The following is a 26,618-nucleotide window of genomic DNA, read 5'->3' as shown; positions in this document are numbered from 1 at the left end:
ATTGTTTAATGAGTTGATACTTAGTCTAATCGTCTAAAGGTGTGCAGTATGCCGCACTAAATCATTTAAAAACTATCTAAAAAGGTTAATGGGAAACGTAGGCCATTAGCGGAGGTCAGATGAGTACGCAAACCGTGCCGCAGAACGCGATTGTAAATGCTGTCAAAGGTGAAGTCTTGGTTTTAGGTCTGGATGGAAAAGTCAGGTCTATAAAAGCGGGGGATGAGTTAATATCTGGCGAAGTGATCATTACTGAAAATAACGCTTCTCTTGATGTACAGATACATAATGAGCTGTATCTGATTGATGCTAATTGTGTCGCGTGCCTTCCAGAACCTTCTTTTGAACAACCAGAAACCTTGCTGCAATCTCCAGTTAATGGCCAGGTTATTTTCGATCCAACAGCTATCGAAGGTGCTAACTTTGACGCTAATGATGTCGCGGCTATCCAACAGGCCATTTTAGATGGTGCTGACCCGACTGCTATTTTGGAAGCAACGGCTGCTGGTGCTGGCGCTGAAGGCTCAGCCAATGCTGGCTATGTGACCGTTGAATATAATAATCCGGAAGTACTTGCCTCCACCTTTTTTGAGACGTCAGCGACTCGTAGCGGTGTAGAAGAACGCGATGAAGCTGATGATTTGGATGTCACTATTTTTGCCGATGGCGGACAATCACTGCAATCTAGCGTAACAGAAGGCTCAATTTCTCTATCAAGCTATCCGCAAACCATTTCTTCTAGTGTGCTGGTTGAAGCAGGGGATCTCGCACTTGATACCGCTTCATTTGTACCCGAAACGTCTTCTTTAGAGTCTTTGTTAACTGAGCTTAACAGTGATATTACCTCTGGTGGTCAGCCAGTGGCGTTCGTTTATGACGAAGCGCAAAATGCCATTATCGGCACTCAAGAAGGTAACGAAGTGCTTCGTATAGAGATCGAAGCGACATCTTTAGGCCGTGATTTAGAGTTAGAGGTCGTTACCACGATTAGCCAGGGCATTGACCATGTCGCGTCTGTTGCTGATGGTCAAGTTTCCATCTCCGGTGATCAAATCAATATCGCTTTTGACATTACAGGCGCAGATATTGGTGGTAACAGCATTCAAGCGCCTATCGATTTCACAACAACCGTAATTGATGGCGATGATCCTGCGCCGCAAAACGTTACTTTTGAAAACGTTGAATCTTCTTCTACTCCGATTACTGGCACCTATGTGGATATTGGTAGTGATCAATTGGCAACGGTCACGTTTAATCAAGAAGGGCTTAGTCAATTCGATGGCCTATTGAGTGATAATCAGGCGACAGAAGCGGTACTATCTGAAGACGGCAGTACTATCACCCTGTCCATTGCGGGCTCTAATGAAACCGTCTTAACCATCAGTCTGAATACTGATGGTACCTACCAATTTGAGCAATTTAAGCCGTTAGAACAAACAAACGGTGAAGATACGATTGAGCTCTCTTTGCCAACCACAATCGTCGATTTCGACCAAGATACGGCAAGTAACACCTTTACGATGAGCATCCTTGATGGCGATAATCCGGTGATTGCAAACGTGACGGGATTGTCTTTAGACGAGGCGGGGGTTGACCAGGGTTCACAGGAAGGCGCGGTAGTAACAAGTGGCTCTGGGTCGATCACGACAGCGGTCGGTAGTGACATCATTGATCACTATGAGTTGGAACCTACAGAGTTTAATGTTGGTGGTGAACTCCAATCTCAAGGGCAGGTTGTCCAACTTGAACTAGCATCCGAGAGTAATGGCGTGCGTACTTACGAGGGCTTCATCGAGCTGGATGGCGTGCGTATCACAGTATTTGATGTGGCGATTGATGCCCCTGCATTGGGCGAATACCAATTCAACTTGTATGAACAACTCGACCATACGGGTGCTAACGATGACTCGCTTACTTTCTCACTGCCAGTTTACGCGGTAGATGCGGATGGCGACCGCTCCTCGATTACCGAAGGTTCGAACACACCAGAAGCGGCGCAAATTGTCATTCAAGTTCAAGATGACGTTCCTACGATTGATGGCGTTGATGCGCTAGCCGTCGATGAAGACGATTTATCAAGCATCGGCTCCGATCAAAGCGACTCTGTGCTCGCGCAAGGCAACTTCACGACGACTCAGGGCTCAGACCGTGTCGTAAGTTATCAATTAGAGAGCGGCACTGATCCACTCAATGGGTTGGAATCACAGGGTCGATCTATCTCTCTGACGGAAACAGCCAACTCAGATGGCAGCTTTACCTATTCTGCAACGGCAGAAGGGGACGCTATCTTCACCTTACAAGTGAACCCTGATGGCTCTTATTCATTTACTCTTGAAGGTCCAATCGATCATGCTGTGGGTAGCGATAGCCTAACCTTGGATTTCACGATTGTTGCAACGGACTTTGACGGTGACACCAGTTCACTTGTTCTACCGGTAACCATTACTGATGATGTGCCAACCATTAACGACGTTGTTGCTCTTGCCGTCGATGAAGATGACTTAAGTTCGGTAGGCTCTGACCAATCACAGCCAACGCTGGTTGAAGGCCAGTTCACGACAACTCAGGGCTCTGATGGCGTTGTACAGTATCAGCTGGATGTAAACGCTGATCCTTTAAATGGCCTGCAATCTCAAGGTCAAACCGTCTCCATTGCCGAAACTCAAAATGCAGACGGCAGTTACACTTACAGCGCAACGGCAAATGGCAGTGCAGTCTTCACACTTATTTTGAATACCGACGGCTCGTACAGTTTTGAGCTGCAAGGTCCAATCGACCATGCGGCAAATAGCGACAGTTTAACTCTTGATTTTAGTGTTATTGCTACTGATTTCGATGGTGACACAAGTCAAATTGTACTGCCAGTCACCATCGTGGATGATAAACCGACTATTACCGATGTTGATGCGATTACCGTTGATGAAGATGATTTAGGCACGATTGGTTCAGAGCAGACTGACCCGATTTCTATTGATGGCAACTTCACCACCACACAAGGCTCTGATCGAGTGGTGAGCTATCAGCTTGATGCTTCTGCAACACCAGTTGACGGCCTTACATCGCAAGGCGTGGCAGTCACGCTGACTGAAACCGCAAACGGTGATGGCAGCTTTACTTATAAAGCAACAGCGGGTAGTGAAGCGGTCTTTACGCTTACAGTGAATACCGATGGCTCTTATAACTTCACGCTTGAAGGGCCAATTGATCATGCTGTTGATAGCGATGAGTTAACACTCAACTTCCCAATCATCGCAACAGACTTTGATGGTGACACCACAAACGCGACTATCCCTGTCACCATCGTGGACGATAAGCCAGTTATTACTGATGTGGATGCAATTACGGTTGATGAAGATGATCTAGCATCAATCGGTTCAGACCAAAGTAATCCAATTTCTATTGATGGCAGCTTCATAACCACACAAGGCTCAGACCGGGTGGTGAGCTACCAGTTAGATGCTTCAGCAACACCGGTTGACGGTTTAACGTCGCAAGGCGTGGCTGTCACACTGACAGAAATCGCAAATGGTGATGGTAGTTTCACTTATGAAGCGACTGCGGGTGGCAACCCAGTATTTACTCTGACAGTAGATACTGATGGCTCTTACAACTTCACGCTAGAAGGGCCAATTGATCACGCGGTGGATAGTGACGAGCTGACACTCAACTTCCCAATTATCACAACCGACTTTGATGGCGACACCGTTACTGAAACCATTCCAGTCACGATTGTTGATGATGTACCGACCATTACAGCGGTGGATGCGTTGAGTGTCGATGAAGATGACCTTGGCGGTGTGGGCTCGGACCCAGGCGGCGATCTGTTCGTTGAAGGCGCGTTTACTACCACACAAGGCTCTGACCGAGTGGTGAGCTACCAACTGGATTCAACAGCAGATCCTGTTGCGGGGCTGACATCTCAAGGTGAGGCGATTACCTTGGTGGAAACCGCGAATGGTGATGGCAGCTTTACCTATGTTGCGACCGCAGACGGCAATCCAGTCTTCACGTTAAACGTCGCAACGGATGGTACGTACGACTTTACGCTGCAAGGCCCGATTGACCATGCAGCTAACAGCGACAACCTGACGATTGATTTCCCAATTATTGCCACTGATTTTGATGGTGATACGACTTCGGCAACCATTCCAGTCACGATTACGGATGATGCACCAGTCATCGATAACGTCGTGCCGCTGGCTGTGGATGAAGATGATCTCTCAGGTATTGGCTCAGACCAAAGCGACGCTGTTTATGTAGAAGGTGCGTTCACGACCACTCAAGGGTCAGACCGTGTGGTGAGCTACCAACTTGACTCAACGGCTGATCCTGTTTCGGGGTTAACTTCGCAAGGTGAGCCTGTTACTTTGGTAGAGACTGCGAATGCCGATGGCAGCTTTACTTACGTTGCTACCGCGGATGGTAACCCTGTCTTCACCATGAATGTGAATGCAGACGGTACATACAACTTCCGTCTGGAAGGTCCGGTCGACCATGCGTTAAACAGCGATGAGTTAGTACTGAACTTCCCAATCATTGCGACGGATTTTGATGGTGACACGACTACTGCGACCATTCCAGTCACCATTACTGATGACGTTCCAAGCATCGACAACGTTGTTCCACTGACAGTAGACGAAGATGATCTCGCCACAATTGGCTCAGACCAAAACGATGATGCGTTTATGTCTGGTTCGTTTAGTACGACAGAAGGCTCGGACAGCGTTGTTAAATACCAGCTTGATGCAACCGCGGATCCTCTAGCAGGGTTAACTTCTCAAGGTGAACCTGTTGTGCTTGCTGAGACGGCAAACGGTGATGGTAGCTTTACTTACACTGCCACAGCAGATGGCAATGACGTATTTGAATTAGTGCTGAAGCCAGATGGCAGCTACACCTTTACTCTGCAAGGTCCACTAGACCATGCGATGAATAGCGACAGCCTACAAATCGATTTCCCGATTATCGCAACAGACTTTGATGGCGACACTTCAACTAAAATACTGCCTGTCACTATTGTTGATGATCAGCCAAGCATCACTAATGTTGATGCGATCAGCGTGGATGAAGATGACTTGGCGACGATTGGCTCTGATCAAAACGAGTCCGTGTCGATTGATGGTCACTTTGTCACGATGGGCTCTGATCATGTTGTGCGTTATCAGTTAGACGCGTCCTCTAACCCTATTAATGGCTTAACCTCACACGGGGTAGTGGTGACAATGACGGAAAGCGCGAATGCGGATGGCAGTTTCACCTATACCGCTACCGCAGGATCAGAAGCCGTATTTACCTTGACGGTGAACAGCGACGGCAGTTACCACTTCACGCTTGAAGGTCCAATTGACCATGCAACAGGTAGTGATGAGCTGACGCTGAACTTCCCAATCATCGCGACAGATTTTGATGGTGATACCACCACAGAAACGATCCCAGTCACCATCGTCGATGATAAGCCAACTATTACCGATGTCGATGCGATTACCGTTGATGAAGATGATTTAGCCACGATTGGCTCAAACCAAACTGACCCGATTTCAATCGATGGCAACTTCACCACCACACAAGGCTCTGACCGAGTGGTGAGCTATCAGCTTGATGCTTCTGCAACACCAGTTGATGGCCTTACATCACAAGGCGTGGCGGTCACGCTGACTGAAACCGCAAATGGCGACGGCAGCTTTACCTACAAAGCAACGGCAGGCACAGAAGCAGTCTTTACGCTGACGGTGAATACCGATGGTAGCTATCAGTTTACGCTTGAAGGTCCAATCGATCATGCTGTTGATAGCGATGAGTTAACGCTGAACTTCCCAATTATTGCGACCGACTTTGATGGTGACACGTCTGCTGAGACAATTCCTGTCAAGATCGTTGATGACAAGCCAACACTTGGTGGCATCGAAGCAACAAGTGTGCAAACGGTTGATGAGGACGATATCCCAACGGTAGGATCTGATGGTACGCAGGCGAACAGTATTGCCGGTAACTTCATCGCGACTGATGGCTCTGATGGCATTGTAGAGTATGGTGTTTCTGACCTAACGACGCCAGTACAAGGCCTGACCTCTGGTGGTCAATCACTGGTCATGGTTGAAGTCTCAAACGCAGGTGGCGTTTCAGTTTACGAAGTTCGTATTGATGGCACGACGACACCAGTATTCCGAGTGACACTCGATGCCTCTAATGACAGCTACACGTTCGATTTGCTTGCTCCTCTCGATCATCCAAATGCTGATGGCCAAAATGAACTGGTCATCAATTTGCCGATAAACGCGACTGACTTTGATGGAGACGTGTCGAACAACATCACCTTACCAATTACGGTTGTGGATGATGTTCCGACCATTGATGGTTTACTAGCAGGCAGCGAAAAAACCGTTGATGAAGATGACCTACCAGCAGGTACTGATGCTGCAAGTGCAGAAGATACTGTTATTTCAGGTACCTTTGATATCACCGAAGGTGCTGACCAAGTTGCTTCTATTCAGCTGAGTGACCTGACCACGCCTGTTGCTTCTCTGACTTCAGATGGTGATGCTATCACCTTAGTTCTGTCTTCTAGCGCAAATGGCGTGAACGTATACCAAGGTGTTGCTGGCAATCCTGCTGAAGTGGTTTTCGAACTGACGTTGGATGCAACGAACAACACCTACGAGTTCGATTTACAGAAGCCGCTTGATCATCCAGATGGTAATCAGCAAAACGAGATTGTTATTAACCTCCCTGTGACGGCGACAGATAATGATGGTGATACTTCACCAGCCTTCACATTGCCAATTACCGTTGTGGACGATGTTCCAGTTGTTACCAATATTGAAAGTCTACGTGTAGACGAAGATGACTTACCTCTTGGTTCTGATGGCACTAAAGAGCCATTAACGGTATCAGGTGAATTTGACGTTACTAGCGCAGATGGTATTGATGCGTTCGAATTGGATCTAAGCTCAAATCCTATCCCGAATCTGAAATCGGGTGGAGAAGAGGTAACACTTTCTCAAGACGTTGGTGCTTCAACTGCTGACGCGCTTGTTTACGTGGGACAAACTCCGGGTGGAGTGACTGTCTTCACGTTGACACTTCATCAAGATGGTAAATACGACTTTGAGTTATCTGGTCAGTTAGATCACGCGGTTAACTCTGATGAGATTTTGTTGAATCTACCTGTGAAGATTACAGATGGCGACAACGATACCATCACTGCTACCTTTCCAGTGACCATCGTAGATGACAAGCCAACCATTGATGCTATTAGCTCTGGTAGTACCTTGTCTGTGGATGAGGATGATATTCCAAGCCAAGGTTCGGACGACACGCCAGAATCCAATATCATTGGTGGCAATTTTGAGGTTACCGATGGTGCCGATTCTATCGTTAGCTTCCAATTGGACAGCTTAACATCGCCTGTTTCTGGCCTTACCTCAGGTGGTCAGCTGCTTGAATTGGTTGAGTTCTCAAATTCAAATGGTGTGATTGAGTACCGAGCCTATGTTCAAGGTACGACGGATACCGTCTTTAAACTGACGCTAAATGGTTCAGCAGACAGCTATGAATTTGAACTGTTGGGTGCACTTGATCATCCTGCGGGTAACGATGAAAACTCGTTAGTCATCAACTTCCCAGTCAACGCGACCGATTTTGACGGCGATGTGTCCAATAACATCACCTTGCCGGTCACTGTGGTGGACGATGTTCCAGCGATTGTGAAAGTGACAGACTCTAGCCAACAAACCGTTGATGAAGATGATCTTGCTGGTGGCTCAGACACGACAAGTGGCGATTCAACGTTATTAACTGGTGGATTTGAAGTCGTTGATGGTGCGGATGAGATTGTCAGCTACCAAGTTTCTGACCTCAACACGGTTGTGTCTGGCTTAACGTCGAACGGCAGCAGCATTGAGTTGAATGTGGTGAGCTCGGTTGGTGGTGTAACCAGTTACGAAGCGGTGATTACTGGCACATCAACTAAGATCTTCACGCTGTCTCTTGATGCGAATAATGACAGTTACCAATTTGAACTGTTGGGACCAATCGACCATGACGCTGTTCAAGGTGAAAACAACCTTGTCATTGATATCCCAATTACAGTCACAGATTTTGATGGTGACACGTCATCATCACTGAACCTTCCAATCACCATCGTTGATGACATTCCTGAAATTAAATCAGCAGATGCTTTGGCTGTTGACGAGGATGACCTCGCTAATGGTTCTCAGGCAACCAACAAAGACAGCCTTGAAGCAACGGGCAATTTCGATACGGTGGAAGGGGCAGATACCGTTGTCTCTTACCAGTTGGATCTTACTTCTAACCCGATACCAGGAGTAACTTCAGGTGGCCTCGCAGTGACGTTAGTTCAAACCGCGGTAAGCAACAACAACTTTACTTATCAAGGTCAAACACCTGATGGTAACTCAGTGTTCACGCTAGTTTTGAACGCTGACGGCTCTTACAAGTTTACGCTTGAGGGGGCGCTAGACCACTCAACCCAAGGCGAAGATACACTCATACTTGATCTCCCAGTCTTCGCGACCGATGTCGATGGCGATACGGCCGGTATTAACTTACCAGTGACGATTACCGATGATGTTCCAACCTTGTACGATGCATCTATTTCGCGTGTTGAGGGGCAAGGCAGCCGCACGGTTCATTTATTCCAAGACCCTGTAGAAGGTGATGACGATCTTGGTGCTGACGGCGCACAAATAACTTCATTTTCGGCTGATGATTCAGGCATTTACTTTAAGCAAAACGGTGTTGATTCCGATTCTGTCGATTTGAACGGCAGTGACCAAGTTGTGTACGTTCACAAGGTTCTTGACGGAGTGGATACTGAAATCGGTCGTCTGATTGTTCGAACTGATGGCCGTGTGTCATTCCGTCCGAATGACGATCTTGACCATACCGAAACCGACTCGATTGATTTCACCATCAACGTTGTTGCAACCGATGGTGATGGCGACATTGCTGATGCCGATGTGGATATCTCGATAAGAGACCGTAATGCGCAAATTGACACGTCTACCGTTACTGCGTTCGAGGACCAAGGGCGTGATGGTGTCGTTGTGGGCGTTGACTCTGCAAATACTCAGGATAACTTGTCGACGCTGGATGTGACGCCGGCGAAAGTCGATTTGGTTATCGATTTGCATGATATCGATCGTAACGAAAGCTTAGGTGATATCACTATTCGAGATGCTGATACTCACAACGGTACGTTCTACTACCGAGACGGCAGTGGCAACTACATTGAATTAACATCTGTGGGCAATACGGTTGTTCTCGACGCATCAAATGTCGAGCAGTCATTCAATGGTGAGCTTGTCTCGTTAGATAACTTGTACTTCGTACCAGATCGTCATACATCAACCGATGCTTCTGGTATCGATCTTCGTATCCGTGTGGAAATTCTTAATAATGGTACGCCAGATCATACGATTAATGGTCGTTTAGACATTGAAGTTGCTGCCGTTGCAGATATTGCGACTTGGACGACGAGCAGCGAGTTTAACTATTCTGTCGATGAAGACGGAAACAACGTCGCACTTAATATCACGGCGGAAACTCAGGATACTAGTAATCCTGAAGATATAGTGTACGAGCTCGTCTTTACACAAGGGGAAGGTAACGCAGAGTTAGTATATTCGGATGGTAGTGCGATTCCACAAACTGGTGGTGTTTATCTCGTAGATGCCAGCCGAATTGGTGACGTTCAAATTGACCCAATCGATAATTTCTCGGGCGAAATCAAGATTGATGTAACCGCGATTACAACAGAAAACAACAATCCGTTATCAGGGAAGGAAACGGCACGTTCAGAGACAGAAACTATCATCATTGATGTTAACCCAATCGCGGACCCAGGTAGTTTTACAGTCAACCGAATCAATGTCTTTGAGGATAACGCTCGAACTCAAGACACCGTCAATCCTGTCACGGATCATGATCCACTTCAGTTAAGTGAAGTGATTACCATGAAGCCATCTGCGGATTTAGATGGTTCTGAAGCACTGTTTGTGCGTATTTCTGACTTCTCAATTGATGGCGTTACGTTAGTGTGGCTTGATTCAGCAAACCCAAGCCAAATAGTGGAAGTGACCGATTCAAGCGGCAATGTACTCTATTACGAAGTGCCAGAATCTGAGTTAGCCAACGTCGAAGTGCTTCCTCCGTTGCACAGCAATGATGACTTTACTTTCAACGTTGAAGGTATCGTAAAAGATACGGCATCGTTATCTAGTGGGGTTGCCGAAGATATGTTGTCACTAGGCAGCAAAACAGTGATCGTCGGTGTGAAAGGCGTAGCTGACATACCATTTATTGAGCTTAATGATAAATCAGGGATCTGGCATGAGTTTAATGACGGCAATGTGAGAGGTATTGAGACTAATATCGATGAGAATGGTCAAGTAGAGTTGGGCTTTAGTGTCATCTCTGGCGAGTTACCAGATAACCCGAATGATCACTCAGAGTCGGTTACGGTTCTGCTGTCCAATATTCCGGCAGGTGTTGAGGTATTTGATAGTGATGGTGCATCCGTCGATCTGACCTTTGTAGGTTATGACGCGCAAAATCAGCCAATCTATGAAGCCAATATCACCACGGCGAATATTAATTCTGGAATTGTTATTAAACCGGAAGCGTCATCGACGGAGAACATTCATATTACAGCGACGACGATCGTCACAGAGAATGATGGTCACAGTCGAACCTCATCGGGTGAGATCCGAATTATTGTCGCTCCTGTCATTGATGCGCAAGATAACTACACGGTTCAATCAGAAGGTGATGAAGATACACGCTTTAATATTGATTGGAAGCCAACGTTGGCTCAAAGCCCTGATACAGACGAGTTCTTTAGTGAGGTGACGATTTCTGGATTTCCTCCAGGCAGCACGGTTTATGTCGATGGCGTAGCACAAACATTGGTTTCTGGAACATTAACACTTTCGCCACTAGCGAACGAGTCGGAGCAAGACTTTTCTGCTCGAATCTCTCAAAGCGGGTATGTCCAGGTGCAATTAGAGCAAGACTCTAGTACTGACTTTGATTTGAATACTACGGTGACGGTGAAAGAGATTGACCACGAATATGTCGATGCTTCTAATCCAGGGCAGGGAATTGCAGAAAAAACCATCAATGGCATGGTGCATGTCCAAGTCAATCCAATCGTTGAGCCAGAAAATACAACAGGATCGCTAGACGCCCAGACACGTTTGCTTGTTACTGAAAGCACTGGCGTTGTCACTGACATCGTGAAGTCAGACGGTCAAGGGAACATTGATTTTACGATCAATACTTCAACGGGTGGGGAGTCTGGTGCGAATATCATCAAATACCAAGAGTTTGACGCCTCTTCAGATGAAGTGGTGACTCAGCTTGTTGTTCAGTTCCACAATGTCGACCCTGAGATTCTCAATCAATTGGTCATTGTTGGTGCATTGAACGAAGGCGGCGGTCGATGGACAGTCATTGACGAAGAAAACTTCTCGATTAAAGCGCCTTCGGGTCTTGATTTAACGCCAAACGACGACAGCGATGATGGTGACAACGGCGGTCTATCTCAAATTGGGTTAACCATCTATGCCGAGGTCAACGATTTAGGTGAAGATGCCGTTGAAAAAGACGCAACAGTAGTAAGAGAAACTGACGTGACACTTGAGTTTCCGACGGTTCTCACGCCGCAAACAAGTGTTGCAGCTGAAATTCAGGTGGCTGATGACGTCCAAATTGAAGCATCGGAAGATAATGCGATCGACCTTGGCACTCAATTGACGTCGAAAGTCGATGCGATTAATGCGGATGGTGTGGAAGATGTTTTGACTGTTGTTATTGATCCATCCGCACCCGGTATTCCTCCAGGCTTGGTGATAACAGGCACTGATATCGATTTTGTCAATGGTAAATACGTTTTCCAAGCAGATATTGATGCTAGTGGCAATATCACAGGTTTGGACGGTTTAACGATGCACTTGGCAGAAGATTATGCTGGTGATTTCGAATTGCCTGTGAGGTTTGTCACCAAAGACACAGAGTCTGGCGACGAAAAAGAAAACAACGTGCGAATTCCAGTTCAGGTTTTACCGATTGCAGATGTTCCGAGTTCGGCGGGTGATCAGCCATTAGATGGTGATGTTACACCAAATGTGACAGTGGATATCACAGGTACTCTCGGTTTAGACGCTAACAAACAACCCGTTGATGACCTAAATAACGATGTACCAACGGCGGATGGTGTGGGTTATGAAGATGGTTTAATCCAACTTAATCTAAATGTCGATTTTGCTGACCGTTATAATAATATCCAAGGTGGTCAGGAAACGCTAACGAATATCAAGTTAGAGCTCGATGACACAACACTGGGGGAGTTTGTTGACGCAAATGGCAATAGCTTAGGGACAAGTATTGAGTTTAATGAAGCAGAGATTTTAGCGGGTGCGCTTGATAATGTTCTGTTTAAGCCGAAAGAAAATTATCCCGTAGGTGGGGGACAAAACACCGTCAAGATTAATATCGAAGGAGAGATCACGGACGAGGCTGTATTTGATCAGTCTATCCTAAATAACCCTGGCGATAATATCGATATAAGAACTTTTACTGATGACGTGACATTCGAAGTTACGCCAGTGGTGGACGATATTACGATTACAGGTGCCGATCCTACGAAGCCAATTACCGTGGTTGGTGACGAAGATACTTTAATTTCGTTGAATCAATCAGGCTCTGGGGTTTCGATCAGCTTAAACGATAATGATGGCTCTGAAAGTTTCGTTTCACTCAAGTTAACAGGGATCCCTGATGATTTTGTCGTGCAATCCAATTCCTCTGATTATGTTGTTAAGAACAACGGCGGAGGAGAATGGAGTATTCAGCTAAAAGACCTTACTCAGACATCCGTTGATTTGAGTGACATCCAAATCAAACCGCCGAAAAACTTCAGTGGCGAGGCAGAGATTGGCATTACCGTGTTCATCCAAGAAGAATTGTTACAAGTACCAACAGAGCGAACTAATAACTTTACGCTGGTTGTGAATCCTATTGGCGATGATGTCGATGTGAATCCTGATACTTCAGCTGCGGGGAATGAGGGAGAAGATATTGTTATCAACGTCAATGCGCTGGTGGTTGATAACAAAGAGTCCATCGGAGATGGCGCAACCTACCAGGAAAATGATCCAGAGACGCTGAGAGTTGAGATTTCAAATGTCCCTGATGGGGCGAGTGTTTCATTACCTGATGGAACGGTGTTTACTGACCAAGGAAATGGCGTCTTCGTATTAGAAATCGATGCTCAAGATTTGGATCAAGTGGTCTTTAATTCTGGTGATCGCAACGATAACTCATGGGGTGGGTCACTGCATTTCAAAGTGCAAGCGGTTGATACCGGGCTCGATGGTCGCCAAAGTTTAGGTTCAGCCGAGGAGTTTGACGTAGCTGTTGATGTTGAAGCGGTGAATGATCGACCGGAGTTCGCGAATGTCATTGACGTTGAAACACCAGAAGACAACGCTATCCTGCTGGATACATTTGGTATTTCGGATGTGGATGCGGTACTTGATGATCCTACCGCAGAGTATGTCTTGAATATTGCTGTCGATAGCGGTTACTTGGCGCTCAATCCATCGATTATTGCCAATTACGGATTGACGGTTTCTGGAGACGGCACGGGTTCAATTGAACTGAAAGGAACCGTATCTGACCTTAACGCCGCTATCGCTGATGGTTTAGTGGAGTTTAACCCAGCGCTTAACTTCTTTGGTAACGTCAATGTCGACATCTCTGTCGATGACCAAGGCAACGAAGGGATTGTGATTAGCGGTGTCGATGAAACACTCAATTCAAATAGCAGCCAATTTGTAATTGAAGTCACAGAGGTGAATGATGCGCCAACAACATCGGAAGTGACCTTGACAAGTATTGATGAAGACAGCGGCGCTGTTATTATGACCGCAGCAGACTTGCTGGTTAATGCGGTTGACATTGAGTCGGACAATTTAACCGTTAGCAATGTTACGCTTGTCGATCCTGCAGCAGGGACGCTTACTCAACTGAGCTCAACGGAGTGGAGCTTTGAACCTGCTCCTGATTTTTACGGAGATGTAAGCTTTAATTACGATATTACGGATGATGGCATGACCAATGGCGTCTCGGATCCGAAGACCGTCAGTGGCTCAGCCGTGATGACAGTGCAGGCGATTAACGATGCTCCGGAGATTGATGGCTCAATGGTCACAAATACGATTGTGGAGTCATCGGATCAAAAAATCTCAGGTATCGAAATTACCGATGTTGATTTTGCAGGTGTTCATGAGAATGAAATCATGACGGTGTCACTCAGCATCGATGAGGGTGATATAAGTGTCGTTGTCCCGGCGGGGAGTGGCATTACTCAAGGCGTTGGTTTAGCAGGTGAAACTGTACTGATGGGGACTTTGTCTCAGCTTAATAGTCTTTTCGCTTCGACGGATCCGGATGTCGGTGTATTTATTGATGCCAGTGACGTGAACAGCAACTCTATTGCGCTTACCGTTACCGCTGATGACAACGGTATCTTCTATGACAACTTAACGGGTACCTCACTACAAACATCAGAAACGTTTGATATTAACGTAACGCCTGTCGCTGACGTACCAAACTTGGCCATTGATCAGAACTTTAGTTACATTCAAAGAATTAGTGCGAGTCAAAGTGCAAGCCGTCAAGGCATCGCGCTGGTGGGTATTATGGCGGCGTTGACCGATGTCGATGAAGTACTAGCCTTAGAGCTCACTGGCGTGCCAAGAGGAGCCACGATCACGAGTGAAGCTACAACATCGAATATCAGCTTTGATGGTACAACATGGACTGTTCCAGAAGATGAAATTGATACGCTACACATCAATAATGCGATCCCGGGAGATTACGATATTACATTGACTGCGGTTTCTACTGCATCAAATGGTGATCAAGCGTATTCAACGCCATTAGATATTAATCTAAACGTTACGCTAAATAATCAAGATATTGATCAGTCCGCTGAAAGTGAAGACAGCTATCTTATTGGTAGTGATGCAGGCATTACTTTAGCAGCAGGTACGGGAGATGATTATATCCTAGGAGGAGATGGAGACGACGTGCTTATCGGTGGACTAGGCTCTGATATTCTGACTGGTGGTGCGGGTAGCGATATCTTTAAATGGACAGAAGACACGGTGGATAATGGTGCGATTGACACCATCACTGACTTTAGCGTTAATGAGGACACCATTGACCTCAAAGACGTGATCGCTGATTTGAATGATCCAACGGCAGGTATTGATGATTTACTTGCGCACATTCAAGCCGATTACGACGCATCAACAGAAAATGTTTCTCTGAACATTACGACGGATGCAAATGTCCAGCAAACCATTGTTGTGGAAAACTTAGGTACATCGATAGACTTCAACGGTCTTAGCTCCAATGAGATTGTAGAGTCATTGCTGAATCACGGTGTTATTGATAACGGATAAATCTGGATTCAACATAAAACGGGCGGCTTTAACAAGGCGTCCGTTTTTATTGGGAGTTATTGATTTTTATCGAGACTTATTGAATCGAAATAGCACAACATTAGATAGCAAAAGAGGGCTTGTTACGGATTTGTAGTGACAGGTTGGAACTAAGAAGTTTTAGACGTGAATATCGAGTAAGCTGCCAATGACTTCATTGTTTTTCTCAATGACGGATGCACCCACTCGGTTGTAACCTGCAGCTTGCGTCAGGTTGATGAGTGATTCAACTTTTTGAGAGGGGAGGCTAGGAGTTGAAGCGGTTATTGCGACATCTGCCACTTTAGCCAAATCGATGTTGTGAGAAGCGATCTCTTCTTTCACTTTACCTAAATTATCATTAATGCCATGCGCGGCTTTTTCAGCCATCTGCTGTGACATCTGAACAATTTGGTGCCCAGATTGAATTCCTGATACAGGCATATCACCACTCCCAATACTATGCTAATGAGAGCATAGGTGGGGTTTATAAAACGTTCAAGTGTTTTATATCAATGATTTGATTAAGCAAACAGTTTGGAAAGCATTTCTCGCTCTTCAACAGAAAGTACTGGGTTTTGCGTTTTGTTTAACTTTACGCTTATCTCACCCTGTAATGATTTCAACTGACTCGCTGTTAAATCACTGAGCTTTTGTTTAAGTTCATTAAATTGTTGTGCGTTCATCTCAATACCCTCGTTGTAATTCGGTTTATCCTTCATTTCCCGAAATTCTTCGTCCTTTGGATACAACATATTTATTCAACCTAGATAGATTAGAATTTGATCGATTGCTTTTTGTCCGAATATTGTCAAGGTGCGTTAAGTGATACGTCAGATTTTTCCTATGAAGGTACATAATTACCCACTTTGGGGTAGATAGAAAAGTAGAAAGAAAAAAGGAAGCGACAATTCGCTTCCCTTTTATATGCGTGTGTTACTAGTTAACCCTCACTGCAAACTTACTGGCAAGTGAATGTAGCTCTGGGAGCATGCGATAGATAAGGTGAAGTTGCTGCAATACCATGCGAGCGGAACTATCATCTTCATCTCGCCACTCATTCAAGCGTTGCTCAAGCCCTGCGTCGTCAATATTAGATAAATCGCACTCTTCGCAATGCTGGTGAAGCTGTTTATGGAGAACGTCTAAATGCTGATGAATACAGCGGTGCGCATCTAAAACGAGCTTATGAATTGACTCATCTTCAATGCGAGTTCGGTGCGCACCAAGAGCAGAAATATAGTTCAGCATTGCGTGATTTAACGTTAAGAAGCGGAAGCTCTCATCAACGGCAGCACGATATTTACCAGGCTCCGCAAGCATTGTACTGATGGCAGAAGAAAGTGAGGCATCACTGTTATGGGCTTGACGACGAGCAATGCGATAGCTCAAGTTGTCCTTTTTACCAATTCGATACTGACCAATGATCTGATCGAGATACTGTTTGTTAGCATCTATCGCATCCGACATGACTTTGTGCAGCCTTCTCGATTGCCAATCTGGCAAAATAACCAGCACGGCTCCTACAGCAAGCACACACCCGATGAGGGTATCAGCCAGTCGAGGAAGCACAACCGCGTAACCTTCACCTAACTGGTTGAATAAGAAGAGGACCAGTAGTGTGATAAAACCAGTTGCGTATCCGTAATTGTTCATCCGAAAGGCGAAAAACATCACGCCAGAAATAACGATGAACACTAACTGGCTTTCTTGAGAAGGGAAGAAAGTCAGTAATGGTACGCCAATTAACAAACCAGCTAAAGTGCCTATGACTCGCGCTGTCAGTTTTTGACGTGTTGCGCTGTAGTTCGGCTGACACACGAAGAGAGTGGTTAAGAGTATCCAGTAACCTCGGTCGATGTTGAATACTTGAATGATTCCATAACCAATCGTCAAGGCAATCGACATACGCAATGCGTGTCGAAACAGCATCGAATCTTTGTGTAAATTCGCGGATATACGCTGCCACATGGCTTTTAATGTGTGCGGGTTAGTATCGGCGAGCGTATCTTCCTCTAGGCCCTCGACATCTGGGTTGTTAATGTTATTCAGTTGCTTTTCTACCGTCGCTAAGTTATTGAATAAATATGTTAACTGCATTAGCAGACGTTTCCAGTGTCCTTGCTTTTGTTCTTCTAAGTAAGCAAGTGAATTTTGCACTTCAGCTAAGGCCAAGATGGACTGATCGGTATGTGAGTATTCATTCCCTAGCTGAATCGCTAATGCAATATCACGACACGCTTGGGCTTGAGATTCCAAAAGATATTTAAAGCGAAACAGCACATCAGAACGTTCAAATTCAGTTGCTAAATCTTGATAGCGGTAATGGCTAGAGCTGACTCGTTCGTGGATGTCTTGAGCGATGAAGTAGATATTTAAGAATCGATCACTAGGGCCATCAATGTGGCCGCGTTTCGAGCGGTTTAGTAATGTGGCTTTGCAAGCGTTTAGCGCCATCACCGTCGCTGCGTTGCACTTGGCGGCTTCAATCCGAAGTGGCTGTGGCGTTAGGTTGGTGACAGGGTGAAAAAGCTTGGCTTTCGCATCGAGATAATTTGCCATTTGGAAGAACACATTGGCTAAGCTTTGTTGCACAGGCTGAAGAGGCCAAAATATCTGCCAAATCATCGACATGAAGTAATACCAAGCAGCACCAGTTAAAAGCAGTAGTGGCTGAAACCAAATGTTAGTACTTTCATGCGCACCAAGCATGGTGTAAATGGCGATCAGCAAAGAGCCAAAAGCAATGCTCGCGTATTTAGGACCTATCGCTCCAAGAATGATAAAACCAAAGGTTGAGATAAATAACCCTAATGCAAATGCCCAAGGGGTGTCGAACAAGATTTCAATTGAGAAAGCGGCGAGCGCAAAACAGAGAAAGGTCAGAATCAGCGCCTTGATGCGCCCAGTGAAACTATCATCACTCTCTGCCAAAGCAGCAGCAATAACGCCCAGTATTAGCGGCGTGATCAGCGTGTTTTGCTCGAAGTACCAAGTCGGGATAACTACACCCAGTAAGGTGATTAGGATAAGAACGCTGTAATTTATGGTCTTGTTTGCCCAATAGAGCCGAAATTTAGAAGTTGCTTGCACAATGCGCCTTATGTTTCCGATGAAAAACGGGGGAATACTACCAAACCCACTATAGCGCGTTTATGATTTACTTTAAGAAAAATTCGTTGTTGCTGATAAAATCAACAGGGATGTCATTGACTTATACTAAAGCAGCCATGCAATGTGTCTATAATTGTAAAGTCAGCTTCAAATAGAATGAGCTTTAGGTTACTAAATCGACAGTAATGTGAATTTTATTAAAGAATAAAAGAAGATGCTTACTTAGGTGCTCGCCATTGCTACAATTTGGCGCCTTAAAATGATATAAATCGACAACTTCTAAATTAAAAGGCGCACGTTTCATGCAGCTCACTGCCACTAGCAAAGCACAGTTTTTTATTCAAAATGAGTACCATCACGTCGAAATAAAAGAGAACAGTGTTTTATTAAGCTCAATAGGCAGTGAAGAACATATTCCTTTTACGATCTGGAATGGCAAAGTTAGCGTAAAGCGTGGGTTGTTATGGAGCTCTTTGCAGTTTTTTGCTCATGAGCACGAAGGCAAACAACAAAGCTGGCTAGTACAAGGGCTACCGTGGCCACAATGTCGTAAGTTTGCTCTTGAAGCTGTTCGTCAGTATCAAGAATGGCACAATACTCAGTGCCGAAAACTGGCTGAGTATCTACCTAAGTGGGAAGAAGAGCTCTACAAACTTAAGCATCTTCCTGCCTATCTATCGCACTCTCAAGTGGTCTCCTGGGTGGAAAGTCTTAACCAAGAGTTAAGCGAAATGAAAACCACTCTAGAAGAAGCCAAAATGCGGATGCCGAATCGCATGGCGGAAATCGAACCTTGGCTTATTGATACGTCTGCGACGCTTGGTGAGCGTAATCGTGATTGGCTTGAGGAAGAACGTCCGAATTGGGAAGTGCTGTTTAATCGCATAGAATCTTCGCCTTTAAACTTATCCCAGCAATATGCGGTGTTGCTCAACGATGATCACAACTTAGTCCTTGCTGGCGCAGGCTCTGGCAAAACCAGTGTTTTAACGGCTCGAGTTGCATACTTGCTGCAAAGCCACCAGGCTCAAGCAGAAGAGTTGCTTATGCTGGCTTTCGGTCGTGATGCCGCGACTGAAATGAAAGAGCGTTTAGTGGATAAAGTAGGCATGGCCGCAGACGGTGTGCGTGTGAATACGTTCCATCAACTAGGCTTATATATACTTAATCAAGTTGAGCAACAGCTTGTTGAGATCAGTCCGTTGGCGTTAGATGACAACCAGCGAACAGCATGGTGTGTAGATTGGCTGAAAAAGCATTGGATGACGCCTACTAACTTTAAACGTTGGCAAAAACATTTAGACAAATGGCCGATTGCCTATTTAAAAGGGGACGATGAGTTAGGAAGTCACTCAGAAAACCCAAAACTGATCGCGTGGCTAGACTCTCAGTTGTCTCACTTAGCTGCGGTAGGGCTAACCAAAAAGCAAGTGCAAGAAAAGTTGGTAAATCACCAAGACTATACTCGTTTAAACAGCGAACTCGCCTTGTGTTGGCCATGTTTTACGGCGTGGCAGAAAATGCTTAAAGAAAGCAATCAAGTGGATTTCCCTACCATGATCAGTCGTGCAACAGATTATGTAAATAAAGGGAAATTTGTCTCCCCATGGCGCTTCATTATGGTCGATGAGTACCAAGATATCTCTCCAGACCGTTTAGCACTGATTGAAGCACTGTGCGAATCCACACCGAAACAAGCGGGTGCGACGTTGTTTGCGGTTGGTGATGACTGGCAGGCCATCTATCAGTTTGCTGGTGCGGACGTCGATCTTATCACTGGGTTTAAAGACCGCTTTGCTCACTCTACCGTTCATCATCTAGATACGACTTATCGTTTCAACAATCAGATTGGTGATGTGGCAAACACTTTTGTGCAGCAAAACCCATCGCAATTGCCGAAAACACTAAATAGCCACAAGCAACGTAAGCAGAAGAGTGTGCATACCGCACCGAGCAACCAAGTTGAAAAAATCTTGGATCAATTGAATCAACAAGCCAAGCAAACCAAGTCAGTCTTATTGTTAGGACGTAATCATTATCACAAGCCCGACTTGTATGACGATTGGTTGCGACGTTTTCCTAATCTCGATATTCGTTTTATGACTTGCCATGCGAGTAAAGGGCGAGAGGCTGATTTTGTCATTATCCTTTCTGTGGATGAGGGGCAGTTCCCTGCGAAGAAGAAGCAAATTCACATTGATGGCGCATTGACCGAGTCCAAAGACAAATTCCCTCACGCAGAAGAGCGCAGGCTGTTTTACGTGGCGATTACGCGTGCGAAAGAGAAAGTTTGGATTACGCACACTGGCGCTGGGTCTGCATTTGTTCAAGAGCTCGTCAATGGTGATTATCCGATCATCACTTCGCGTTGAAGGCAGAGTTCTGAATTTTAGAAATAATAAAGGCGATACTCAGTATCGCCTTTACGTTATTCGGTTGGCATCAAAGCTTACATGCGTTCAGCAAGATACGCTTCGTAATCCGGTACTTCAATATCCACTTCTTGCTCAAGAAGAGGGGAGTTAAACAAGAACTTAGCGGTGGCTCGGTTCGTTGCCACAGGAATATTCCAAACGCTAGCAATACGAAGAAGCGCTTTAACGTCTGGGTCGTGAGGTACGGCGTTTAGCGGATCCCAGAAGAAAACGAGAACGTCGATTTTGCCTTCTGAAATGAGCGCGCCAAGTTGTTGGTCACCGCCCATTGGGCCACTGATCATGCTCTTAATCGCCAGTCCAGTTTCTTTGCTCAGCATGTGTCCGGTTGTGCCAGTCGCGTAAAGAAAGTGACTCTGCAGTTTTTCTTTGTTTTCTTTTACCCAGCGAAGTAGCTCAGGTTTGCAGTTGTCATGGGCAACCAAAGCCACATGTTTGTGGGTTGGCATGGTACGAATGGTTTTTTGCATCAAGATGTTTCCGTTTGTATGATTTTAAAATTGTTGTTATTTAATAGAACACGTTTTTTGTCTTTCAATCAACAGCCTTAACACGGAATGTCGGCCTATATTCTGACGGAGATAACGATTCTTCGATCGTATCGTCATGAAGCGTCTTGGGAGTCAGTGGTTTGATGGTTGGTGAGGCATGTTTGTCATACTCTTCACCCCTTAAGTAATGCGCTGCTTGCATGACGGAAAGCCTGCCTTGCTGCACCATTTTATCTGTTGGTGCGAAGAGCACTTTGTTACGCAATAGGCCTCGGTAAACACCATGACTCAAGTACACAGAAACCAAACCGATCTCCTCAGCTTTGCCTGCGCTACGCAGTTCACTGATAGCGGCTTCAATCGCAACCGCGCTGCCAACGATATAATCTATATTTCCCATATCAATCACACGTTGAACCAAGTTACGCTGTAACTCTTTGTCGTTGTCTGCCCAAAACGAGTTAACGATGTTGATATCACTTCCTTGGATCGCTTCATAAAATCCGGCAGTCACGGGCTTCGTACCTCCACGAGTACGCGGCCCCAAAAGCAAGGCAATGTTTGTTTTTCCTGATCCCTTTGGATGGCGAGCAGCCAGATATTTTCCCGCTTCGTATCCCATCCAGTGCCAGTCAACACCGACCGTACCTTTTAACAGCTCACTTTGCTCTTCATCCAGATCGAGTTGGTTTACAGTAGCAAAGACAGGAATGTTTCCGACCCAATTCTTAAGCGAATGTTCATAGGCCTGTGGGTCCACTGTCCCAAGAACAATCGCATCTGCTCCCCATTGGCTGCACAGTGCGAGTTGTTGCTCTTGACGCGTTTTGTTTGGATAGCCGCCTGCTTCAAGGACTCTCAGCTCGACGCCTTCTTTTTTCGCTTCGGACACCATTCCATAGTTTACTGATAACCAGTATGAATCCTTTAGGTGAGGGTAAATGGCACATACTTTTTCTGCTGCAACCACTGGTAAAGAAGCGACGAGGGCTAATGTGACTGCTGAATGTTTGAAAATTGTGCGAAATGCGTGTTGATTTTTAACCATGAAATGAAGTTCGTTGGCATAGATTAAGTAAACACTGCAAAATATAACGTAATATGTCGCTGAACACGAACATTAAGGTCATGAAAATATGTTGCTAGCAACCGCAAGCATCGGTCGTAAACTCTTGTTGTCTTTCATTGCGATGGCAATGCTGGTTATGTTATCGGCACTTATTGGTGTGTCTGGATTTTCTTTGGTTGCCAAGACGGAAAGAAATGTTGTGGATTCTGCAATTCCCGCCATGATTGAAGCGAGGCAAGTCTCTGAGTTGAGTACTCGCATCATTTCGTCTGTACAACTATTATCAAACGCAAGAAACGAGCAGGAAAGAAAAGAGTCTGGGCGTGTGCTTTTCGAACAGCTCGAATCATTGCTTACTCATATCAAAGAGCTGGGGAGTGAGTCGTTTGATTCTCAATTGCTAGAAGATCTCGAGAATAACGTCCAGAACGTTATCGACAACTTGGCAGAACTTGGTGTTTCGGTTGAAAGAAAGCTGTGGCTGGCAAAAGAGATTGATACTCGTGTCGAAGAGATGCGCTTACTGAGTGAAGAGTTGGAACAGCTAACTCGCACGCAAGTTCAGAACACGAGCACCATTGCCGTTGCTAACGTCACACATATCTATGACTTATTAGAATCGAATAAAAAATCGCAAGTTTATCAGGCACTAGATGCGCTGGTGGAAGTGGATCTAGATCTGACAGAGCGATTGCATGAGCTGCACTTATTGGCTTTTAAAATGCTGAATCAAATTGAAGAAGCTCGCACATTAACCAATATTGAGCGAATCCAGCAGGTGCAAAGTGATTTTGAAAGTAATCTCAAAATCATGAAGCGCCGTGTGCTTGCCGTAGAAGATCCCACTCGCTCCAAACAAATGAGCCAACTACTAACAGAGCTCGGTAAGCGTCAGGTCGTGTTCACTATTTTGATGCAGCAGTATGAGAATAACGAACAATCTCAACAACTGATGCAAAAGACACTGGAATTGTTTTCGGAGCTGAATGGTACCGTAAACAAATTGGTTGATGATTCAAACAAAACAACAACCGTCGCTGTGGATGAATTGACGAGCACGCTGAAATTCGCTCAGTGGTCTCTAACGGTGATTTCAATTGTTGGTTTGATTGTGTTGGTGCTGATTTTATGGCGTGTTGTATACCTTTCTGTGGTTAAGCGATTGGCAGAGTACTCTGCTGCGCTGCTTTCTGTGGCGCAGGGTAACTTAGCCGTCGAGCTGGAGGTAAAAGGCAAAGATGAGCTAGCGCATATGGGGCAAGCTATCATCACGGCTCGAAATACAGCGCAAGCGCTAAAAGTGGTCGCAGAGGGAGAAGCTCAAGCCAAGCGAGAGCTCGAAGAGCACAAAGAGCATTTGGAAGAGCTCGTTGAGCAACGCACTTCACAGTTAAAACAAGCGAACCGCCGTTTGAATGAAGAGGTTTTGAATCACGCGAAAGCTCGTAAGCAAGCAGAGCAAGCGAGTCGAGCTAAATCAGCATTCTTGGCGACCATGAGCCATGAGATCAGAACGCCGATGAATGGAGTGCTCGGAACGGCACGTTTGTTGATTGATTCAGGCCTCAACCCTATTCAAAAGCGTTATGCGGAAATCATCAACCGCAGTGGTAAAACGTTGCTCGCGATTCTGAATGATGTGCTGGACTACTCCAAGATTGAAGCAGGGCATTTAGAGATTCGCCACATGGGCTTCGATTTACACCAAATGGTTGAAGACACTTTCCAGTTAATGAACAGCCGAGCTCAAGAGAAGAAGCTGTTGTTTTCCTATCATATTGAAAGTGATGTAAGTCGCTATTGGAAAGGGGATGTCACCAGAATCAGTCAGGTGCTGAACAACCTTGTCGGAAACGCGATTAAATTTACTGACGAAGGTGAAATTGATATCTACGTTAGCCTCAACCCAGAGGATGAGTCGCAAGTCCTATTTGAAGTATCAGACACCGGGATAGGTATTGCCAAAAAAGATCAGAAAACGTTGTTTGATGCCTTCACGCAAGCCGAAGGTGGGATGAGTCAAACTGGAGGAACGGGGCTTGGCCTGGCCATCAGTAAACGAATCATTGAAGCGATGGGCGGTATTTTAGAAGCCGACTCTGAAGAAGGGCATGGCAGTCGATTCTGGTTCTCCATTCCATTAGAGGAAAGTGAACCTGTTGAAACTGGTGCAGTGGCAACCGCGCGCTGCAAAGTGAAAGCGAAAGTCTTGTTGGTAGAAGACAATGAAGTAAACCGAGTGGTTGCGGAAGGCTTTTTAGAAAGCATGGGCCACCAGGTCGTGATGGCAGAAAACGGCTCACAAGCAGAGCAACTGATCAGCACGCAGGATTTTGATATCGCTTTAGTCGACATCAACTTGCCAGACTGTGATGGAACCGAGTTAATCCAACGTTTAAAACAAATTGAATGTAACAAACCAGCCAATAAAGCCCTTGCTGCTACGCCTATGATCGCAGTGTCTGCGCACGTTTTTGCCGAAGAAGTTGAGCGCTATTTAGCTGCAGGTTTTGACGGGTACTTACCTAAACCATTGGCAAAAGAAGCTCTAGCGGCATTGATTCAGGATGCGCTGGATGGAAAACCGTTGTTGTTGCCACAAAATGCCGACTGTACCCCGTTTGATCAAACTTCGCCTCAAGAACAAGCGATACAATCAAAGGTTGTTCAAGTCCCTAAAACAGAGGAATCAGATGTGGTCATCATTAACCCGAGCGTGATTGAGTCCGATATGAAAATCTTGGGCAGAGAGAAGATATTGCACATCATTAATCTGTTTAGAACGACCAGTGCCGATGTACTAAGCAAGCTGCAAGCGTCTGCTGGTGGTAATGACAGTAAAGAAGTGAAGAACCTTGCTCACAAACTAAAAGGCAGCGCAGGGAGTTTAGGGCTTACGGCATTAATGAACTCTTGCCAAGAAATTGAAGCTGCGCCTCAACCTTTAGATACCTACATGGCGACTAAAGATCAATTGGTGTCTCAAGTGTCTGAATCAATTCAAGCTCTTGATGAGTTGATGGCGAAGTAAATCAATTGCATCCCAAAAACAAAAACCTCCGGCAAGCCGGAGGTTTTTTCTATTCGGTCATGTCATCTTCCCACTCGAATCGAGTGTCTAGGGCATAAGGGTCGTCATCAAAAGGATGCTCCACTTTGCCACGCAAGTATTCGAGTTGATGCTCAAGCATGTTGACCGTTTCGTAGTCTCCCTCAGAACAAGCAACGTAAATCTGTTGTTCAAGAGCGGCAATGTTATCTCGGATACCCATGAGAACCCCCTTAAATCATCATCGATTCTCAAAACGATTATAGTCAAGTAATCCAAATTCGATCGGTTGTTTTGTACGGTACCAATTGTGCAGACGATCGCTAAACGGCCAGAATTTTTCTGAGCTTCTGCGAATCGCAAAATTATCCAACAACTTAACGTAATCGGATTCATTTTGGATGGCACTAAATTGATCGACAAATTCTTTTACTTGATTTTCGTTGATCGAGAAAAATGCCGCTGGGTAGCTTCCCACAACGCCACGTACGATGGTCATATCATCGTTAGCAAAGTCCCGGTTGCTTTCTTCATCAAACAAGCTAGAGATATTCGTGTGTGCATTATTGTGAAGTAGGGTGAACAACTCATCTTTTCCAGATTGGCTTCTCACCATAAGCATGGTGATTTGCGGAACGGTTTTCAGACCTTCTCCACGAACTTGGCCAATACGTTGGAGCTGTTTTTCACTTTGAGCAGAAAGCTCAGTATCTTTAATCTCGTAGCGCGGAAGAAGAACATCTGAAACTCGTTCTCTAAGCAACTCGACTAACTCTGTTTTTGGATCGTCAGTTTTATACTCGACGCTGGTTGGTTGGTTAAATGTAAGTGTTCACCGAGCCCATATTGACAGAAAAAGTGTGACACTCAGCACTTGATCCACTTTTGGCTATTGAGTGATCATTCCAGTGCTTCATCCTGTTTGTTATGAGCAGAAAGAAAGCCCCTAAA

9 protein-coding genes and 1 pseudogene are annotated in these 26,618 nt (G+C 45.5%); 3 read left to right on the top strand and 7 right to left on the bottom strand.

Going from position 1 to position 26,618, the window contains the following annotated elements; all coding sequences use genetic code 11:
* Positions 1 to 119: 119 nt before the first annotated feature.
* Positions 120 to 15,491 carry a retention module-containing protein gene (locus tag L3V30_RS22650; RefSeq protein WP_237309968.1) on the top strand — a complete coding sequence of 5,124 codons (15,372 nt, stop codon included), beginning with the start codon at positions 120 to 122 and terminating at the stop codon, positions 15,489 to 15,491.
* A 159-nt stretch (positions 15,492 to 15,650) separates the two neighbouring features.
* On the opposite strand, the gene L3V30_RS22645 is transcribed toward L3V30_RS22650, so the two are convergent.
* The 3 genes from L3V30_RS22645 to yccS all read right to left on the bottom strand — a co-directional run bounded on the left by L3V30_RS22645 (position 15,651) and on the right by yccS (position 18,602).
* Complete coding sequence (locus L3V30_RS22645; RefSeq protein WP_005396673.1) at positions 15,651 to 15,953, bottom strand: hypothetical protein; 303 nt, start codon at positions 15,951 to 15,953, stop codon at positions 15,651 to 15,653.
* Between the two features lie 80 nt (positions 15,954 to 16,033).
* Positions 16,034 to 16,264 carry a hypothetical protein gene (locus L3V30_RS22640; protein ID WP_041853076.1) on the bottom strand — a complete coding sequence of 77 codons (231 nt, stop codon included), beginning with the start codon at positions 16,262 to 16,264 and terminating at the stop codon, positions 16,034 to 16,036.
* A 184-nt stretch (positions 16,265 to 16,448) separates the two neighbouring features.
* Complete coding sequence (gene yccS, locus L3V30_RS22635; RefSeq protein WP_005396670.1) at positions 16,449 to 18,602, bottom strand: YccS family putative transporter; 2,154 nt, start codon at positions 18,600 to 18,602, stop codon at positions 16,449 to 16,451.
* Between the two features lie 323 nt (positions 18,603 to 18,925).
* Here yccS and helD point away from each other — a divergent pair, with 323 nt between their 5' ends.
* Complete coding sequence (gene helD / locus L3V30_RS22630; RefSeq protein ID WP_237309967.1) at positions 18,926 to 20,995, top strand: DNA helicase IV; 2,070 nt, start codon at positions 18,926 to 18,928, stop codon at positions 20,993 to 20,995.
* 77 nt (positions 20,996 to 21,072) lie between these two features.
* Here the strand turns inward: helD and L3V30_RS22625 are convergent, their stop codons facing one another.
* Both L3V30_RS22625 and torT read right to left on the bottom strand, forming a co-directional pair.
* Positions 21,073 to 21,528 (bottom strand): methylglyoxal synthase, encoded by a 456-nt coding sequence (locus tag L3V30_RS22625; protein ID WP_005376571.1) that lies wholly within the window; start codon positions 21,526 to 21,528, stop codon positions 21,073 to 21,075.
* A 64-nt stretch (positions 21,529 to 21,592) separates the two neighbouring features.
* Complete coding sequence (gene torT / locus L3V30_RS22620) at positions 21,593 to 22,642, bottom strand: TMAO reductase system periplasmic protein TorT (protein ID WP_258689897.1); 1,050 nt, start codon at positions 22,640 to 22,642, stop codon at positions 21,593 to 21,595.
* Positions 22,643 to 22,685: 43 nt separating this feature from the next.
* Between torT and torS the strand changes: the two genes are divergently transcribed.
* Positions 22,686 to 25,649: a TMAO reductase system sensor histidine kinase/response regulator TorS gene (gene torS / locus L3V30_RS22615; protein WP_237309965.1), complete on the top strand. Its 2,964-nt coding sequence runs from the start codon at positions 22,686 to 22,688 to the stop codon at positions 25,647 to 25,649.
* 49 nt (positions 25,650 to 25,698) lie between these two features.
* Here torS and L3V30_RS22610 read toward each other — a convergent pair whose 3' ends face one another.
* Together L3V30_RS22610 and L3V30_RS22605 are read right to left on the bottom strand one after the other, a co-directional pair.
* Positions 25,699 to 25,890 carry a hypothetical protein gene (locus L3V30_RS22610; protein ID WP_005376565.1) on the bottom strand — a complete coding sequence of 64 codons (192 nt, stop codon included), beginning with the start codon at positions 25,888 to 25,890 and terminating at the stop codon, positions 25,699 to 25,701.
* An 18-nt stretch (positions 25,891 to 25,908) separates the two neighbouring features.
* Positions 25,909 to 26,490: pseudogene (locus L3V30_RS22605) on the bottom strand (fatty acid cis/trans isomerase); the annotation flags it as partial.
* Positions 26,491 to 26,618 lie beyond the last annotated feature (128 nt).

Source organism: Vibrio sp. A1-1, from assembly GCF_021728175.1.
GTDB classification, from domain to species: Bacteria; Pseudomonadota; Gammaproteobacteria; order Enterobacterales; family Vibrionaceae; genus Vibrio; species Vibrio diabolicus.
This window is presented reverse-complemented; position numbering and strand designations above follow the sequence as displayed.